This window comes from Mycobacterium decipiens (assembly GCF_963853665.1).
GTDB lineage: Bacteria > Actinomycetota > Actinomycetes > Mycobacteriales > Mycobacteriaceae > Mycobacterium > Mycobacterium decipiens.
Genome location: NZ_OY970459.1, coordinates 4154176 through 4172948, shown reverse-complemented (window position 1 = coordinate 4172948; position 18773 = coordinate 4154176). Strand labels below are relative to the sequence as shown.

Sequence of the window (18773 nt, the reverse complement as noted above, 5' to 3'; positions counted from 1 at the left end):
GGATCGCTGAACCAGGCTTTACGCTAAAAGGCGGCCGGGGCCAGCCAACGCATGACCGTCCGCGCAGCAGCTACGACGCAAGGAGAACCCAGTGCCGATTATCGAGCAGGTCGGGGCCCGCGAGATCCTCGATTCCCGCGGCAACCCGACGGTGGAGGTCGAAGTGGCTCTGATCGACGGGACCTTCGCCCGCGCCGCGGTGCCTTCCGGCGCGTCGACCGGGGAGCACGAGGCCGTCGAGTTGCGCGACGGCGGCGACCGCTACGGCGGCAAGGGCGTGCAAAAGGCCGTGCAAGCCGTGCTCGATGAGATCGGCCCGGCCGTCATCGGGCTCAACGCCGATGACCAGCGCTTGGTCGACCAGGCACTGGTGGACCTCGACGGCACGCCCGACAAATCCCGGCTGGGTGGCAACGCGATCCTGGGTGTCTCACTCGCCGTTGCCAAGGCCGCGGCGGATTCCGCGGAGCTGCCGCTGTTTCGTTATGTCGGCGGGCCCAACGCGCACATTCTGCCGGTGCCGATGATGAACATCCTCAACGGCGGCGCGCACGCCGACACCGCGGTCGACATTCAAGAGTTCATGGTGGCACCCATCGGCGCGCCCAGCTTCGTCGAGGCCTTGCGCTGGGGCGCCGAGGTGTACCACGCGCTCAAGGCGGTCCTGAAGAAGGAGGGGCTGTCCACGGGCCTGGGCGACGAGGGTGGCTTCGCCCCGGATGTGGCCGGCACCAAAGCGGCACTGGATCTGATCGGCCGGGCTATCGAGTCGGCGGGCCTGCGACCGGGTGTCGACGTGGCGTTGGCACTTGACGCGGCGGCCACCGAGTTCTACACCGAAGGCACCGGTTACAGCTTTGAAGGCAGCACCCGTACCGCGGACCAGATGACCGAGTTCTACGCCGAGCTGGTCGGCGCCTACCCATTGGTGTCACTCGAAGATCCACTGTCCGAAGATGATTGGGACGGCTGGGCCGCGTTGACCTCCTCGATAGGCGACCGCGTGCAGATCGTCGGTGACGACATTTTCGTCACCAATCCCGAGCGGCTCGAGGAGGGTATCGAGCGGGGAGTCGCGAATGCGTTGCTGGTCAAGGTGAACCAGATCGGGACGTTGACCGAGACACTCGACGCGGTCGTGCTGGCTCACCACAGCGGATACCGCACCATGATGAGCCACCGCAGCGGCGAGACGGAGGACACCATGATCGCCGATCTCGCGGTGGCCGTCGGCAGCGGGCAGATCAAGACGGGTGCCCCGGCTCGCAGTGAGCGCGTCGCGAAGTACAACCAGCTGCTGCGGATCGAAGAGGCGCTGGGTGACGCCGCCCGCTACGCCGGCGACCTGGCATTTCCCCGGTTTGCCTGCGAGACAAAATAGGTATATGCCCGAAGCGAAACGGCCCGATTCCAAGCGTCGCGCCCCGGCATCTCGCCCGGGGAAGGCCGGCGACTCGGTTCGGGGCGGTCGCTCCACCAAGCCCTCCTCCAAGCGCGCCCAACCGTCACCGACGGCATCGCAGGCCAGCCGCGCAACCACCCGTACGCCGAATGAGCCGATCGTCGAACCCATCAAACGGTCGTTCACCGAATCGGTGGAGCAGCGGTCCGAACAGCGGCTGGGGTTCACCGCGCGGCGGGCGGCGGTGCTGGCCGCGGTTGTCTGCGTGCTGACACTGACCATCGCGGGGCCGGTACGCACCTACTTCGCGCAGCGCGCCGAAGTGGAACAGCTGGCCGCGACCGAGGCCATGCTGCGCCGCCAGATCGCTGACCTTGAGGAACAGCGGGGCAAGCTGGCTGACCCGGCATACATCGCGGCACAGGCCCGCGAGCGGCTCGGCTTTGTGATGCCCGGCGACATCCCGTTCCAGGTCCAGCTTCCGCCGACGGCGGCGGTCCCACCGCAACCGGGCTTGGAGGCGGGCACCCCGGCCAGAAACGAGCCCTGGTACACCGCGCTGTGGCACACGATCGCCGATTCCCCGCACCTGCCGCCAGCCGCGCCGCCCACGCCGGAGCCCTCAGGCCCGGGCCCGGTGCCGCCGCCCGCGCCGAACCCACAGCAGCCCGGTGGTTGATCGTGCCGATCTGGAGGTGGTCGCGCGCCAGCTCGGCCGCGCTCCCCGCGGCGTGCTTGAGATCGCCTATCGCTGTCCCAACGGTGAGCCCGGCGTGGTGAAGACCGCGCCGAGACTTCCGGACGGAACGCCGTTCCCGACGTTGTACTACCTGACGCATCCGACGCTGACCGCGGCGGCCAGCAGGCTGGAGACCACTGGACTGATGCGCGAGATGACCGAGCGGTTGCGCCAGGACGCCGAGTTGGCCGTCGCCTATCGGCGGGCGCACGAGTCGTATCTGGTTGAGCGGGACGCAATCGAGTCGCTCGGCACCACGGTTTCCGCCGGCGGGATGCCCGATCGGGTCAAGTGCCTGCATGTGCTGATCGCGCATTCGCTGGCCAAAGGCCCCGGGCTGAACCCGTTCGGTGATGAGGCGCTGGCGTTACTGGCCGCCGAGCCCGGTCTGGACCTGGAGGGGTCCGCGACCCTGGTGGTTGGGCAGTGGCGATGATCCGGGTCGCTGCGATCGACTGCGGTACCAACTCGATTCGCTTGCTGATCGCCGACTTGGCAGCCGGCTTGGCGGGCGGGCGGCGCCACGATTTGCATCGCGAGACACGGATCGTGCGCTTGGGTCAGGGAGTCGACGCCACGGGTCAATTCGCGCCGGAAGCGATCGCCCGGGCCCGGGCCGCCCTGGCCGACTACGCCGAACTGCTGAGGTTTCATGGTGTCGAGCGGGTGCGGATGGTAGCCACCTCGGCCGCCCGCGATGTGGTTAATCGCGACGTCTTCTTTGAGATGACGGCCGACGTGTTGGGCGCCGTGCTCCCCGGCTCGGCCGCGGAGGTGATCACCGGCGCCGAGGAGGCCGAGTTGTCTTTCCGTGGAGCGGTCGGCGAGTTAAGCAGCGCCGGTGCGCCTTTCGTGGTCGTGGACTTGGGCGGCGGCTCCACCGAGATCGTGCTGGGCGAGGACCTGGCTGACAACGGGGTAATCGCGAGCTACTCGGCGGACATCGGCTGCGTACGGCTGACCGAACGCTGTTTGCACTCCGACCCGCCGACTCGGCAGGAAGTGGCCGCGGCCCGCCGGCTGGTCCGCGAGCGTCTGGCGCCCGCATTTCGCGCGGTGCCCGTCGAACGGGCCCGGACCTGGGTCGGGTTGGCCGGAACGATGACGACGTTGTCCGCGCTCGCTCATTCCATGACGACGTATGACGCTGCGGCCATTCACCTTTCCCGGGTACCCGGCAGCGAGTTGCAGACGGTGTGTGAACGGCTGGTCGGAATGACGCGATCCCAACGTGCTGCGCTGCCGCCGATGCACGTGGGCCGGGCCGACGTGATCGGCGGTGGCGCGATCGTGGTCGAGGAGTTGGCGCGCGAACTGCGGGACCGGGCAGGCATCGGTGAGCTGACCGTCAGCGAACACGACATTCTGGACGGCATCGCGTTGTCACTGGCCGGGTAGGTCACGGCCGCCACCCGCGTCCCAACTCGGGTGACGTCAGGTCCCAAGATGGCTGACCGTGTCCACCGATCGGAGGACAAAGATTTCATCCGCTTGATCCCCACTAGCTACGCTAGTGTATATAAACAAGCGATTGATAATTTTATTCCCGGTCGGCGCACCGGATGTGCAACATGCGCGCCGGACCAACGATCCACGGTAGGTACCGACCGAATGGGTCTCGTCGATGCGGCCTGGCTGCTATTGGAAGGAGAGTGGCGATGCGCATTCCGAGGCCGACCGGCAACTATGCCGGTCGGATGATCGAACCGGGCGGCTGGCCGGAAATCGACGAGGCAACCTTCTACGACCGGGCGCATGAGTACAACCGGGTCCTGCGGAAGGTCACCGACGTAATGGACACCAGCCGGCGCCAGCAGGTTGAAGTGTTCGACGGTGGCATCTGGTTGGGGGGCGCCGCCAACGCCGCTAACGGTGCACTCGGCGCAAACCTCAACCAGATGAGCACGCTGCAGGATTATCTGGCCACCGTGATTACCTGGCACCAGCACATCGCCGGGTTGATCGTGCGAACCAAATTGGAAATCGGCAACAATGTGGACGGCGCGCAATACGAGATAAGCATCCTGGAGAATGACCCGACCCTGGATGCTGACGAGCGGACTGTCGCAATCGATGCGTTGGTTCGAGCGACGCATGCGGCCAATACCAGCCTGGTCGCCGATACCGCCGAACAGGTTCTGGCATCGAAGAATTGGCAATCCCCGCACAATGCTCTTGCGGACCTGCTGCGCCAGGTGATCCCGCCAACGCCGGAGATCCCGTCGCTGGTGGTACCAGTCCCGGGGTCGCCATCCCCGGCCACACCGAACCCCACGCCTTCCGTACCGCAGCCCTACCCCCCGGGAACACCGGTCAATCCGATGCCGGCGACACCCGCCGTTTCGGCGCCGGGCACCCCGGTGTTCCCGACCCCGGGTGCGCCGCTTGTCCCCGATATCCACGCCATGCCGATGTTTCCGACCCCGGGCCTCCCGGTCGCATCGGTCGCACCGGTTGCATCCGCCCCGGCGCCGTCGCCGGTTCCGTCGGCTCCGGTCACGCCCACCCCGGGGCCGAGCCCACGGCCGACTCCGGCGGCGTCATCGCCTGATCAGCAGTTGACGCCGGTGGATCCCGCAACGCCGTGGACGCCGGGTACCCCGGCCAACGAGCCGGCGCCTGCGGTGCGACCGGCGGCGGTAACCGATGCGTCGCCCGCGCCCAGCTACCAGGGGGCCCCGGTGTCGGGGCCCGCGCATGCGGACGATTCCGCAACGTCGGCGGCGCCTGGCACAGCGCGCGGCGCGCCAGCCGCCGGTGCGGCGGCGTCGGCTGGATCGAGTCCGGTTGCCGGGAGCGCGCGCTCGGTTTCGGCGGAGTCGGGCACGGGGTCGCGTGCCGCGTCTGGACGGGCGCCGCTGCGCGCGGCCGGTAGGGCACCGGCGCCACCGGCCACCCGGGCGGCGTCAGCGCGCACCGCGCCCGCTCCGCGTTCCTGGGTGCCCGAACGCGAGGAGCGCGACAAGGACAAGAAGAAGTCGCAATGGACAGTCGCCCCGTCGCCGTTGGTCCCGGTATCGGCGGCACGCGCCGCGCGCGACGCGATTGCGGCACGCGGCGCCGGCACGGGTGGCATGAATGATCCGCTGCGGTTGGCGCGTCGAATCGCCGCGGCATTGAACGCGCCGGACATGGGCAACGAGGGTGACTACGGATTCTTCTGGATCACCGCGGTGACCACCGACGGTGAGATCGTCGTGGCCAACAGTTATGGCTTGGCCTACATACCCGACGAGGTGCAGCTTCCGAACAAGGTGTACATGGCCAGCGCCGACCAGGTGATCCCCGTCGACGAGATGGCGCGGTTTGCGACCTACCCGCTGTTGGCCGTGCAGTGCTGGGCGGCCCACCACGACTTGAAACTGCGGGCGGTGATCGGTACCGCCGAACAGTTGGCCAACTCCGATCCGGGCGCGGCCAAGGTCGTGCTGGAACCGGACGACATCCCGCCGAGCGGAAAAATGATCGGCCGGTCACGGCTGCAGGTGGTGAATCCCGCGGCGGCGGCGGCGCTGGCAGACACCGATGAGCTGCGGTTGACCGACCTGTTGCCGCCGGCACCGGTCGATGAATATCCGCCCGACGATGAGTTGCACATGCTGTGGTTTCAGCTGATGAAACCGATGACCAGCACCGCTACCGGTCGAGAGGTTGCGCACCTGCGGGCGTTCCGGGCGTTTACCGCCCACTGCCAACGACTCGCCTTGCACCAGGCCTACACCGCGGCCGACCCGGAAAGCCAACGCGGGGCCGTCGCCGACTGGCTGTACTGGCACTGCGTGGTCGGGTTGCTCAACAGCGCCCTGTCGGCCGCGTCCTGAGCCTGGGCGCATCAGGTCAATTCGCTCAATACGAAACGTACAGAAAGGATTTCGCGTTGCCTGAAACACTTGTCGTCGACTCCTCACGCCTGAGTGCCGCTGGGACCAGACTTGCCGGTCTTACCTTCCCGACGCCCCCGGCGCCGATCGCCGCGACCGGATCGGATCGGATATCCGCAGCGATCAACGCGACGATGCCTCGCATCGAATCACAAGTAGCCGAGGGGTTGCCCGGTGTCAAAGCCGCGTTGACCAAGACGGGCACCAGTATGGCCGCCGCAGCCGAGATCTATACCAAAGCCGACCAGGCTTTCGGTGAAGGTTTGAAACGCTATCAATTTGGCTCGAATGGCTCAGTCTCCGCTTTGAGTTGTCCGGCGCGGCCCGTGCTGGATTTGATCAACGCTCCGTTCGAAAAGCTGTTTGGACGCCCGCTTTTCCCTACTCCCCCCACCAAGCCGGCCGATCCGGTTACACCGGTTACTCCGGGGAAGAAGGCGACCGATTCGGCCCGTGACAAAACACTTGAGCATTCGCAAGGCGGGCCCGTCAAAGATCCGAAGCTGGGCGAGATCTCCGGAATCGTGTATAGCAAGAAAAATCCGAATGTGGTTTGGGTACACAACGATTCCGGGGACGGGGCGCGAATCTACGCCATCGACGCCCGGACGGGTGCAACGCTGGGCACCTACGAACTCAAAGGGGTAAAGGCAAAGGACATAGAGGACATCTCGATCGGTCCCGGACCCGAGCCGGGCAAGTCATATCTTTATGTCGCCGATATCGGCGACAATGGGCACTCGCGGAACGGGGGGGTGACAATTCACCGCATCGAGGAGCCGACTGTGACTGGTACCGCAGCGAACCCAACGAACGCAAAGCTTAGTGACGTCGCGACGTTTACTCTGAAATATCCCGATGGCCCGCGCGATGCCGAGGCGTTCATGGTCGACCCGCACACGGGTGACATGCTGATCATCGAGAAAAACTATGACGGCAACCCGGCAATCTATCGGGTGTCCGGCGATTTGGAAAGCGGAAGCACCACAACAGTTCAGAAGGTTGGAACGCTGCAGTTGCCACCGGGCGGGTCGTCCGCGGTGACCGGCGCCGACATATCACCAGACGGCTCACAAATCGCTGTCCGCACCTACGGCAAAGTCCTGCTGTGGGATCGGGACCCGTCGCAGGACGTCTGGACGGCGATGGACGAGAAGCCAGTTACCGGGCCCAAACCCAATGAGAAACAGGGCGAGGCGATCGCCTTCCATCCGGATGGAAGTGGCTACACAACGATCAGTGAGGGTAAGAACCAACCCCTCAACATCTACCGCCCCAAGGCCAGGTGACCGATCTCACTACCCCGGCGATCGCCTCCGCAGTCAGGTTGCGGGCGGGGCGGGCGGCGCGGGCGGGGCAGGCTGGTCGGACGGGGCAGGCGGCGCGGGCGGAATTGCCCCGTCGCAACCACCCGGCGGTGGCGGGCCCGGGAGGGGTTCGTCGCCGCCGACGCAGTCGTAGTAAAACTGCGGACCGATAATCCATCTTTGCATCCACTGGTGCCAAAACGACCCGTCCGGGTACTTCTCGCCGTCGCAGACGGCCAAGTCGCCGAATCCCCATCGGCCGCCCGGGCAGTAGCCCTTCGTCATGTCCGGCTGATGCGGGTCGGGCGGATCAGCGCTGGCAACCGCGGTAGGAAACACAAGCGCCGCAGTACAACCCAATATCGCAACGCCAAGGCGAGCAAGCTTCAACTTCATTTCGACTCCGGGTATAACGGTGAATCAACACAACGGATTCCAGGCAAAAATCACAACTTGTGCCTGAGCCGCGGCGATGAGGCGTAGGTGGACAAACCTTCGCACTGCTTCGGGAAGGCACGACCGTCTTTCCATAGTTTACGACGCGGCGGGCTGGCGCTGTCAAACTTCCCAGTTGGCGCAGTGTCTCGGCGGGGTGATCGGTTACACCGGGGACAATTTAGGCTTCGAAGCGGTAGCCCATCCCCGATTCGGTCAACAGGTGTTTGGGGTGAGACGGGTCATCTTCCAGTTTGCGCCGCAGTTGCGCCAGATATACCCGCAGGTAATGGGTTTCGGTGGCATACGCCGGTCCCCACACCTCTTTGAGGAGCTCGCCGCGCCCGACCAATTTGCCGCGGTTGCGGACCAGCACCTCGAGCATGCCCCACTCGGTCGGGGTGAGATGCACTTCGGCACCGTCCTTGATGACCTTCTTAGCGGCCAGATCGACGGTGAACGAATCGGTTTCGATCGCCGGTTGATCCACCTCGGAGGTCGCGGTATTGCGCCGCACCGCGGCGCGTAGCCGGGCCAGAAACTCGTCCATGCCAAATGGTTTCGTCACGTAGTCGTCGGCGCCCGCGTCGAGGGCCTGGACCTTGTCCGACGAATCGGTACGCGCCGACAACACGATCACCGGTGCCGTCAACCAGCCACGCAGACCGCCGAGCACGTCGATACCCGATATGTCCGGCAAGCCCAGGTCGAGGATCACCACGTCGGGGGGATGCTCGGCGGCGGCGCGCAACGCACCCGCACCCGTCGAGGCGGTGATGACCTCGTAGCCGCGCACCGTGAGGTTGATGCTCAGCGCGCGCAGGATGTGCGGCTCGTCGTCGATCACCAGTACCCGGGTCACTTGCGCCGCTTCTCCTTGTCGCTGCGCTCTGCGTCGTCGCGGTCGCGGGTCATTGCTCACCGTTTTCCTGCGGCGCAGCCAGATCCACCACGACGGTGAGTCCACCCCCCGGCGTGTCCCCGGCGGCGATGGTACCGCCCATGGCCTCGACGAAACCGCGCGCCACCGACATGCCCAGCCCGACACCAGTGGTGTTGTCGTTATCACCTAGCCGTTGGAAGGCTTCGAAGAGCTGCTCCTCGGTCCCGTGCGCAATCCCGGGGCCCTCGTCGATGACGTTGATCAGGACGCGATCGCCCACTCGCCCGGCGTTGACCCGGACCACACAGTTCGGCGCGTAGCGCAGCGCGTTGTCGATCAGGTTGGCCAACACCCGTTCCAGCAACCCGGCGTCGGCCATCACCACGGCGTCATCGACGTCGACCTTGACCCGGTCGATGGCGGATCGGTAAAAGCCGGTGGCGCCCTTGCCGATACTGACCAAGGCTCGCTGCACCGTTTCCTCCAAGTACACCCGGTGCTGTTCCGGATGGATCACGCCGGCGGCCAGCCGCGACGAATCGAGCAGGTTTCCGACCAGTGCGGTCAGCTGGTCGATGGACTCCTCGATGGTGGCCAGCAATTCGGCGGTGTCCGCTGCGGAGAAGGCGACATCTGCGGCGCGCAAGCTGGACACCGCAACCTTGGCCGCCGCCAGCGGGGTGCGCAGGTCGTGGCTGACCGCGGAGAGCAGCGATCGGCGCAGCTCGTCGGCCCGCACGATAGCTTCGGTGCGGCTGGCGTCTTCGGCCAGCTCGCGCTGCCTAACCAAGCCCGCGGCCTGTTTGGCCACCGCGGACAGCACCCGGCGGTCCCGCGCGGAAAGCTTCCTGCCGGCCATCAGCATCCAGAACTCCCCGTAATCCCCGAAACTTTGGTCGCCGACCTCGATCGCGGTGTCAGCGGAATCGATGGTGGTGCAAGGGTCTATGCCGACCGAGGCGACGACGTAGCCCCGGTTGCGCTCATCGTCGGCATCTTCGCGCAGCATGCTCACGGCGCGCTGCCCGTAGGTCTCCCGTACCCGTTCGAGCAGTGTCTCCAGATCCGCGCCGCGCAGCACCGACCCCGCGAACAGGATCAGCAACTCGGCCTCCTGGGATGCGCGGCGGGCCTCCCGGGCCCGTTTGGCCGTACCATCGACGAGAACCGCGACCGCGACCGCGACGACGAGCAGAACCACCTCGGTGACCGCGGCATCGGGTTCGGCGATGGTGAACGTGTGCCGGGGAGTGGTCAGGAAGTAGTTCAACAACAGGCTGGATAACACGGCCGACAGCACGGCCGGCGCGACGCCGCCGAGCAGGGCCACCACCAGGACGCCCACAAAGAACAGCGCGCTCGCCCCACTGGTGTCGAGAAACCGGTCCAGTGTGGTCACCGTGGCCGCGCAGACGACCGTCGGCACGATCAGGGCCGCCAGCCAGGATGTGATCCGCCGTTCCCGGGGCGACAGCGACGCCGCCCGGAAGCCGCGTTTCGATTCTTCATGGGTGACCATGTGCACGTCGATCTTGCCGGACCGCTCGACGATTGCCGGGCCGATGCCCTCCTCGAAGATGCGTGCCCATCGCGAACGCCGAGATGTGCCAATCACCAGCTGTGTGGCGTTGATCTCTCTGGCGAAATCGAGCAGGGCACCGGGCACGTCGTCACCAACGACCGTATGCACGGAGGCTCCCAGGCTGCTGGCCAGCTCACGGATCTTACTGATCCGGGCCTCAGACAGTCCCGCCAATCCGTCACCGCGTATCACGTGCACCACCATGAGTTCGGCACTGGACTTCGACGCGATCCGGGATGCCCGCCGTACCAACGTCTCAGACTCCGAACCACCGGTAACAGCCACCACGACGCGCTCGCGTGCTTCCCACGTGTCGGTGATCTTGTTCTCGGCACGGTATCTGGCCAGAGTGGTGTCCACTTGATCGGCCAGCCACACCAGCGCCAGTTCCCTGAGCGCAGTCAGATTTCCGCGGCGGAAATAGTTGGACAGCGCTGCATCGATCTTTTCCGGCGCATAGACGTTGCCGTGAGACAGCCTGCGGCGCAACGCCTCCGGTGTGATGTCGATGAGCTCGACTTGGGAAGCCTGCCGGACAACCGAATCCGGTATCGTCTCCTTTTGTTCGATACCGGTGATCTGTGCGACGACGTCGTTGAGGCTTTCCAGGTGTTGGATGTTGACGGTGGAGATCACCGTGATCCCGGCATCGAGCAGCTCCTCGACGTCCTGCCACCGCTTGTGATTTTTGCTACCCGGTGTATTGGTGTGCGCGAGTTCGTCCACCAGGACCACTTGCGGGCGACGTTCCAGCACGGCCGGCACGTCGAGTTCGGGGAAGCTCCCACCGCGGTACTCGAGGTAGCGGGGCCCGACGACCTCGATGCCCTCAAGCAGCGCAGCCGTTTTCGCTCGACCATGCGTCTCGATCACCGCGGCCACCACATCGGTGCCGCGTTCGGACCGCCGGTGCGCTTCCCCCAGCATGGAGTACGTTTTGCCGACACCAGGGGCCGCACCCAGGTAGATGCGGAGCTCCCCTCGTTTGACACGGTGGTCTGTGAGGCTGACGTCGCTCACATCCATATCATCCACCAATGCGCTAGGTGGTGGCCGGATACCTATGGTCGAGCTCCAGGTTGAGTCGCACCACGTTGACGCATGCCTCACCGAGAACGCCCAGGGGGCGGCCGGTTCGGATCCGTCCTATGACCTCACGTATTTGATCCGGGGTGACGTGCCGTGCCCTGGCCACCCGCGCGACCTGGATATCGGCATACGCGACGGAGATATCGGGATCCAGGCCGCTAGCACTGGCGGTGACGGCGTCGGCGGGAACTTGCGGGTTGTCGGGCGCTTCCCCGCGGATCGGCACGATCCTCCCGCTCGAGTAATCACGGCCGAACACCGCGCACTCGACCCGAACCCCGTGGTAGCTGTCCAGGAAGGGCCGGTCGGTGGTTGAGCATGGCTGGTTGACGCTGATGACGGCGGAGGGGTGGACGACTTCGCCGCGGGGGTCCCGCGGGCCGATCACCGACAACACAGCGCCAACGCCGCTAGTGCAGAACGGGCGTGATCCGGCCTCCTTGCCCAAGCCTTCGAACTGCGCCACGGCCAGGCTGCGCGAGCACACCAGCGTGAGCAGGCTCGGCTTGAACCCGGCCTCGGCCGGACTGGCTCCGGCGGCCAGCTTGGCCGGATCGGCCGGGACGTCGACGATGCTTTCCGGTCCCAGGTTGCTGCCGCCGCTGCTCAACGGGTCATATCCAGCGCCCGCAGCCGATGGCCGGGTCTGAAAGTACTGCGGCAACGGGTGGCCGGCCGCATCGGTGAACAATTGGCCGATCAGGGTGCTAGCGACCGGCTTGCCGCCGATCGAGATGATCGAGCCTTCCGCCTTGTGATGCAGGCCGGGAATCCAGGCCAGTAGCCAGATGAGCAGTGGGTAGCCGATGCCGAGGATCACGGTGAAGACGAGCAGCGCGCGCAGCGCGGCCCAGTGCTGGCGAAGCATGTTGGTGACGTTCATGTCAGGGTATCCCCGGGAGTAGTTGAACCAGCAAGTCGATGAGCTTGATCCCGATGAATGGGGCGACGATGCCACCTAGTCCATAGCGATAAAGATTGCGGCTGAGCAACTTCGACGCGCGGCTCGGCGTATACCGAACACCTCGCAGCGCCAGCGGAATCAGGGCGATGATGACGAGCGCGTTGAAGATCACCGCCGACAGGATCGCCGATTGCGGGCTGTGCAGCCGCATGACGTTGAGCAGTTCCAGGCCCGGGAACAACGCCACGAACATCGCCGGGATGATCGCGAAATACTTGGCGATGTCGTTGGCGATGGAGAAAGTGGTCAACGCCCCGCGGGTGATCAACAGCTGCTTACCGATTTCTACGATCTCGATGAGCTTGGTGGGGTCGGAGTCCAGGTCGACCATGTTGCCGGCCTCTTTGGCCGCGGCGGTGCCGGTGTTCATCGCCACCCCGACGTCGGCCTGGGCCAGCGCGGGTGCGTCGTTGGTGCCGTCACCGGTCATCGCCACCAGGCGGCCGCCCAGCTGCTCGCGCTTGATCAGCATCATCTTGTCTTCGGGGGTAGCCTCGGCGAGAAAGTCGTCGACGCCCGCTTCGTCCGCGATCGCCTTGGCGGTCAACGGATTGTCGCCGGTGATCATTACCGTGCGAATGCCCATCAGACGCATCGCGTCGAACCGGGCGCGCATGCCCTGCTTCACCACGTCCTTGAGGTGGATAACGCCGAGCACCCGAGCTGCTTCGGTAGCCACCAGGCCGACAACGAGCGGGGTGCCGCCCGCAGCCGAGATGCCGTCCACGATCTGGCCGAGTTCGGCGGGGACGTTGCCGCCGTGACCGCGGACCCATTCGGTCACCGAGCTGGCCGCGCCCTTGCGCAACTGTCGTCCGTCGAGGTCGACACCCGACATCCGGGTGGTCGCGCTGAATTCCGCCCAGGAGGCGTTGGCGAGCTCTCCGGGCGTGCGCGCGCGCAGACCGTAGGCCTCTTTGGCGTACACGACGATGGAACGGCCCTCGGGGGTTTCGTCGGCGAGACTCGACAGCTGAGCGGCGTCGGCCAGCTCGTCGGCGGTCACCCCGGTGACCGGAATGAATTCCGACGCCTGCCGATTGCCCAGGGTGATCGTCCCGGTCTTGTCCAGCAGCAGCGTGTTGACATCGCCGGCGGCCTCGACCGCGCGGCCGGACATGGCCAGCACGTTGCGTTGGACCAGCCGGTCCATGCCGGCGATACCGATCGCCGACAGCAGCGCGCCGATGGTGGTGGGAATCAAGCACACCAGCAGTGCCACCAGGACGATGCCGGTGATGCCGTCGCCGCCCAGCGCTTGGGTGTCCGGCACACCGGGGTTGTTGGCCTTGGCGTAGATGGCCAGCGGCTGTAGCGTGGCGACCGCGAACACGAAGATGATGGTCAATGCCGCGAGCAAGATGTTGAGCGCTATCTCGTTGGGTGTCTTCTGCCGATTCGCTCCCTCGACAAGCGCTATCATCCGGTCCACGAAGCTGTCGCCGGGTTTTTGGGTGATCTTGACCACGATGCGATCCGATAGCACCGTTGTCCCGCCGGTCACCGACGAGCGGTCGCCGCCAGACTCACGGATAACCGGTGCCGATTCACCGGTTATCGCCGATTCGTCAACCGACGCAATACCTTCCACGACGTCGCCGTCGCCGGGGATGACCTCACCCGCCGCGACCACCACGATGTCGCCCTGCTCCAATAGCGGCGCCGCAACGTCTTCGAATGTGACCCCGGACTTTTGCAAGGTGCCCGGCGACCAGTCGCTAATGCGGTGCGCGATGGTATCGGCCTTCGATTTGCGTAGCGTGTCGGCCTGTGCCTTGCCGCGGCCTTCGGCGACGGACTCGGCCAGATTGGCGAAAAGCACTGTCAGCCAAAGCCAGAACACGATCAGCCAGCTGAACCAGGTATCGTCACCGAGCGCGAGAACGGTCGAGAACACGGCGCAGATTTCGACGATGAACATCACCGGATTGCGCCACAGGGTGCGCGGATCGAGCTTGCGCAGCGCGTCCGGCAGTGACCGCAGCAGCAGGGCCGGGTCGACCAGGCCGCCCTGAAGCCGTTCGTTAGGTGTGCGGCGTGACACTTTTCAGTGAATCCCTTCAGCGAGCGGCCCAAGCGCCAGCGCGGGCAGGAAGGTGAGGGCAACCAGAATGACCGTCACACCCACCACCAGGCCCACGAACTGCGGCCGATGAGTGGGCAGGGTGCCGCTGGATTCGGGTGTGACGCCCTGGCGGGCCAGCGAACCGGCCAGCGCGAGAACCAATATCATCGGCAGGAATCGGCCGAAGACCATCGCCAGTCCCAAAGCGGTGTTGTACCAGACGGTGTTGGCCGCTAGGCCGGCGAAAGCCGAACCGTTGTTGTTGCCCGCCGAGGTGAACGCATAGAGCACTTCGGAAAAGCCGTGCGGCCCGGTGTTGGCCATGCTGGCACGCTCGCCGGGCAAGGCCATCGCGATGGCGGTGCCGAGCAGTACGATGAGCGGGGTCACCAGGAAATAGCTTGCGGCCAGCTTCATTTCGCGTGGCGTGATCTTCTTACCGAGGTACTCCGGAGTCCGGCCCACCATCAACCCGGCGACGAATACCGTGATGACGGCCAGTATCAGGATGCCGTACAGACCAGAACCGGCGCCGCCGGGGGCGACCTCGCCGAGCTGCATATTGAACATCGCCACCATGCCGCCCAGGCTGGTGTAGGAGTCGTGCATCGAGTCGATGGCACCGGTGGACGTCAGCGTGGTCGCATCGGCCCAGACCGCGGAATCAGCAACCCCGAATCGCTGCTCGGTCCCCTCGCTCGCGGCACCCACCGCCGTTGGGACGGTGCCGTGGTGCTGCAACTGGACCAGCATCATCGTGGTGACGCTGAAAATCGCGATGACGCTGACGATCGCGACGATCGCATAGCCCTGCCTCTTGCTGCCTACCATGCGGCCGAAGGTGCGGGGCAGCGCGAAGCTGATGACCAGGAGCAGGAAGATCTCGACCCAGTTGGTCCACGGGGTCGGGTTCTCGAAGGGGTGAGCGGAGTTGGCGTTGTAGAAGCCGCCGCCGTTGGTGCCCAGCTCCTTGATGGCCTCTTGGCTGGCGACCGGACCACCGGTGATGGTTTGCGGGGTCCCGGCCAGCGTGGTGACGACCTGGTCGTTGAGATGGAAGTTCTGGACGGCACCGCCGGCGACGAGGACGATCGCGCCGAAGACCGCGATCGGCAGCAGGATGCGCAGCGTGCCGCGGACCAGGTCCACCCAGAAGTTGCCGAGTTCACCGGTGTGATGACGGGCAAACCCGCGCACCAAGGCGATGGCGACGGCCATGCCGACCGCCGCGGACACGAAGTTCTGCACCGCTAGACCGGCCATCTGCACCAGATGACCTTGGGTGGATTCGCCGGAGTAGGCCTGCCAGTTGGTGTTGGTGACGAAGCTGACGGCGGTGTTCCACGCCAGTGCCGGCGTCATCGGCGTAGTCGGATGCCCAAGGTGCAGTGGCAGCCTTTGCTGAACCAGCTGCAAGAGGAACAGAAATATGATGCTGACCGCCGAAAACGCCAGCACACTGCGGGCGTACGCGGCCCAGGTCTGTTGGGACGCCGGGTTCGCGCCGATCAGGCGGTAGATGAACCGCTCGGCGCGTGAATGCCGTTGGGAGCTATACACGCGGTACATGTAGTCGCCCAGCGGCACGTGCACGGCCGCAAGTGCCGCGACAAGGAGCGCAAGGAACAGCACGGCGGATGTGGTATCGCTCATCTAGAACTTTTCCGGATACAGCAGGGCCGCACCAAGCAACAGCACAACCAGCACGGCCAGCGTCAGGCCGATGGTATTGGCGGCGTTCACAATTCCAACTTCAGCAGTGCGGTAAGCGCGGCGAAGACCGCCACGGTCAGCGCGAGGTAGACGACTACGGACATATCTGTCTTTCGTTCACGACAACCCGGCCATTCGATCCGTGATCGTTCGCGGGCACGCCCCGGTTTGGAGGCCAGAAAGAGGTTAATGCGTCCGAGGCCCGCCGGCAGCGCCCTTTACGGTATTTTTACGGCCTCATCTGCGACTTTTCCGGCCATCCAGGCGTTTGTGACCCGTTGGCTCAGGAACACCCACCCGCGGCGGCTCGATCATCGGAAGCCGCACCCGAAAGACGGTTCGGCCGCCAGCGGATTCCGCGGTGACCGAGCCGTGATGAGCCTTCACGATCGAGCTGACGATGGCCAAACCCAGTCCGTGCCCGGAGCCGTCGGACCGCGACTTCTTTGCGCGTACAAACCGCTCGAACAGGCGGGGGAGGACCTCGGGGTCGATGTCGGGGCCGTCGTTGGTAACCGTCAGTTCGACGTACGGCGCGTCGGGTCCGTTGCGGTGGGAGGAGATCCCGGTGGTCACCGTGACGCCGGGCGGAGTATGCACCCAGGCGTTGCCGAGCAGATTGCTGACGAGTTGGTGCAGCCTGGCATGATCCCCGTTGACCCGCACCGGGTCGTCGGGCAGGTCCTTGACCCAATGGTGGGTCGGTGCCGCCACTGCCGCGTCATTCACCGCGTTGATGACCAGGTCGGTCAGGTCGAGGTCCTCGGTTTGCAGATCTTCCCCTTCGCCGAGGCGGGAGAGCAGCAGCAGCTCGTCGACCAGCAGCGTCATCCGCCGCGCTTCGGACTCGATGCGGGCTAGCGCGTATTCGGTCGTCGGGGGCAGGTCCGAACTGTCCTGACGAGTCAGTTCGGCATAGCCCTGAATTGCCGCGAGCGGAGTACGCAGCTCGTGGCTGGCGTCGGTGATGAATTGCCGCATCCGCATGTCGGAGTCGACGCGATGCGCCAGCGCACTATCCACGTTGTCCAACAAGCGATTCAGTGTGTGCCCGACGATGCCGACTTCGTTATCCGGGTCGGTGTCCTGCGGCCGCACTCGCACGCTGATCTGGTGGTCGTCTCCGGTAAGCGGCATCGTGGCGACCTCCGCGGCGGTGGCGGCGACCCGGCGCAGTGGGCGCAGCGCGTAGCCCACCACCCAAACCGTCAGTGCCGCGGTGATCACCAACGCGGCCCCGACAAGCGCCATGGTGGTGACCTTCTTGCGGGCGATGATCTCGTCAGCCAGACCCAGCGATACGCCGACGATCAGTCGGTCGGATCCATTGGCGCTACTGTCAACCTGGTAGGAGCCCAGGCTGCCCAGGTTCTCGATGTGTGGTGAGCTGTCGGTCCACCGCCGTGCCTCGATCGCGCGGATGACGTCGGGCGGAGCGGGCCGTGCTCCGTCTTCGGTGAAGACGGCCGATCCGATCACCACGCCGTCGTGCAGCACGGCAATGAGGTTTCCGGGCGTCTGTCCGGTGAACTCCAGCACCGCCTGGGACACGGGCAGGTTGCCGGTACGTGTTTCTGCCTGCTCGCCGGTGCGGTACCTGGCGTAGGCGTGGTTCAACGCGTGCAGGGATTCGGCGAGCTCGGCGTCGTTCATCGCGGTGACATAGCCGCTCAGGCTCAGCACCGAGACGAAACCGACGGCCACCAACACAACGGTCACGACCGCCAGGACGCCCAATAACAACTGCTGGCGCAACGAACGGGGTCGCCACCAGGGGATTCGTCTGGACCGAGCGCTTCGGTCCGGGGTCATTCCCGGCTCATTCCGGCGGTCGCAGCATGTAACCAATGCCGCGGACCGTGTGAATCATCGGCTCCCGGTCGGAGTCGATCTTCTTCCTCAGGTAGGAGATGTACAGGTCAACAATGCTGGTGCGTCCCGCGAAGTCGTAGTTCCACACCCGGTCGAGGATCTCGGTGCGGCTCAATGCGCGCCGCGGATTGCGCATCAGGAAGCGAAGCAGTTCGAACTCGGTCGACGAGAGCGAGATCTGCGTACCGTCGCGCGTGACTTCCCGGCTGGCCGCGTCCAGCCTGAGTTCTCCGACTCGGAGCGACTCATCGGCGGGCTTTTCCAGATGGCTGGAGCGACGCAGCAATCCGCGCAACCGGGCGACCAGCTCTTCGAGGCTGAACGGCTTTGTCATGTAGTCGTCGGCGCCCGCGGTCAGACCGGTGACCCGGTCCATGACGGAGTCGCGCGCGGTCAGGAACAGCGTCGGCGTGTAGGTCTCGGATTCTCGGACCCGTTGCAGAATTTCCAACCCGTCGACGTCGGGCAGCATGATGTCCAGGACCAGCACGTCGGGGCCGACCTTGTCGAACTTGGCGATGGCCTCTCGACCGTCGTGGGCGACTTCGACTTCCCAGCCTTCGTAGTGCAGTGCCATCTTGACTAGGTTGGTCAGCGCTGGTTCGTCGTCGACCAGCAATACCCGGATCGGTGATCCATCCGCGCGATGAATCCGGGGCAGCTGCCCCAGGATGGCTTGGCGCGGACGTTGACTGCGCGCATACCCCGACATTGCCGTCATATTCCCGTATCCTCTCAACTCCTCTGCAAGCGCACATGCAGCTGTCACGGGATTCATATGATTTTCAAATGTGAGTCTATTTGGTTCCGCTCAGAGAGCAACGTGGCCGCACACCAACCG

Annotated in this window: 15 protein-coding genes; 6 read left to right on the top strand and 9 right to left on the bottom strand. The window is 65.4% G+C overall.

What is annotated here, in order from left to right; translation table 11 throughout:
• The first annotated feature begins 91 nt into the window (after positions 1–91).
• The 6 genes from eno to AADZ55_RS18390 all read left to right on the top strand — a co-directional run bounded on the left by eno (position 92) and on the right by AADZ55_RS18390 (position 7311).
• On the top strand, positions 92–1381 hold the full coding sequence (eno, locus tag AADZ55_RS18415; protein ID WP_085325094.1) for a phosphopyruvate hydratase: 1290 nt from the start codon (positions 92–94) through the stop codon (positions 1379–1381).
• Positions 1382–1385: 4 nt separating this feature from the next.
• The gene (locus tag AADZ55_RS18410; RefSeq protein ID WP_085325095.1) at positions 1386–2081 is read left to right on the top strand and encodes a septum formation initiator family protein; all 696 of its coding nucleotides are present in this window, start codon (positions 1386–1388) and stop codon (positions 2079–2081) included.
• Complete coding sequence (locus AADZ55_RS18405) at positions 2074–2577, top strand: DUF501 domain-containing protein (RefSeq protein WP_207569086.1); 504 nt, start codon at positions 2074–2076, stop codon at positions 2575–2577. The genes AADZ55_RS18410 and AADZ55_RS18405 overlap by 8 nt, the downstream gene beginning before the upstream one ends.
• Complete coding sequence (locus AADZ55_RS18400) at positions 2568–3539, top strand: Ppx/GppA phosphatase family protein (protein WP_085325096.1); 972 nt, start codon at positions 2568–2570, stop codon at positions 3537–3539. The genes AADZ55_RS18405 and AADZ55_RS18400 overlap by 10 nt, the downstream gene beginning before the upstream one ends.
• A 260-nt stretch (positions 3540–3799) precedes the next feature.
• Complete coding sequence (locus tag AADZ55_RS18395) at positions 3800–5962, top strand: secretion protein EspK (RefSeq protein WP_085325097.1); 2163 nt, start codon at positions 3800–3802, stop codon at positions 5960–5962.
• Positions 5963–6156: 194 nt separating this feature from the next.
• Positions 6157–7311, top strand: coding sequence for a hypothetical protein (locus AADZ55_RS18390; RefSeq protein ID WP_085325098.1), 1155 nt, complete (start codon positions 6157–6159; stop codon positions 7309–7311).
• Between the two features lie 33 nt (positions 7312–7344).
• Here the strand turns inward: AADZ55_RS18390 and AADZ55_RS18385 are convergent, their stop codons facing one another.
• The 9 genes from AADZ55_RS18385 to trcR all read right to left on the bottom strand — a co-directional run bounded on the left by AADZ55_RS18385 (position 7345) and on the right by trcR (position 18653).
• Positions 7345–7725: a hypothetical protein gene (locus tag AADZ55_RS18385; protein ID WP_341286226.1), complete on the bottom strand. Its 381-nt coding sequence runs from the start codon at positions 7723–7725 to the stop codon at positions 7345–7347.
• 220 nt (positions 7726–7945) lie between these two features.
• A complete protein-coding gene (kdpE, locus tag AADZ55_RS18380) occupies positions 7946–8626 on the bottom strand; it encodes a two-component system response regulator KdpE (RefSeq protein ID WP_085325334.1) in 681 nt (226 codons plus the stop codon).
• Positions 8627–8675: 49 nt separating this feature from the next.
• Positions 8676–11255, bottom strand: a complete 2580-nt coding sequence (locus AADZ55_RS18375; protein ID WP_085325335.1) for a sensor histidine kinase — start codon at positions 11253–11255, stop codon at positions 8676–8678.
• Positions 11256–11271: 16 nt separating this feature from the next.
• Complete coding sequence (locus AADZ55_RS18370; RefSeq protein WP_085325336.1) at positions 11272–12201, bottom strand: potassium-transporting ATPase subunit C; 930 nt, start codon at positions 12199–12201, stop codon at positions 11272–11274.
• A gap of 1 nt (position 12202) precedes the next feature.
• The gene (kdpB, locus tag AADZ55_RS18365; RefSeq protein WP_085325337.1) at positions 12203–14326 is read right to left on the bottom strand and encodes a potassium-transporting ATPase subunit KdpB; all 2124 of its coding nucleotides are present in this window, start codon (positions 14324–14326) and stop codon (positions 12203–12205) included.
• 3 nt (positions 14327–14329) lie between these two features.
• A complete protein-coding gene (gene kdpA / locus AADZ55_RS18360; RefSeq protein ID WP_085325338.1) occupies positions 14330–16000 on the bottom strand; it encodes a potassium-transporting ATPase subunit KdpA in 1671 nt (556 codons plus the stop codon).
• A complete protein-coding gene (locus AADZ55_RS18355; RefSeq protein ID WP_085325339.1) occupies positions 16001–16090 on the bottom strand; it encodes a K+-transporting ATPase subunit F in 90 nt (29 codons plus the stop codon).
• 207 nt (positions 16091–16297) lie between these two features.
• A complete protein-coding gene (locus AADZ55_RS18350) occupies positions 16298–17872 on the bottom strand; it encodes a sensor histidine kinase (protein ID WP_085325340.1) in 1575 nt (524 codons plus the stop codon).
• Between the two features lie 7 nt (positions 17873–17879).
• On the bottom strand, positions 17880–18653 hold the full coding sequence (gene trcR, locus AADZ55_RS18345) for a two-component system response regulator TrcR (RefSeq protein ID WP_085325341.1): 774 nt from the start codon (positions 18651–18653) through the stop codon (positions 17880–17882).
• Between the last annotated feature and the right edge of the window lie 120 nt (positions 18654–18773).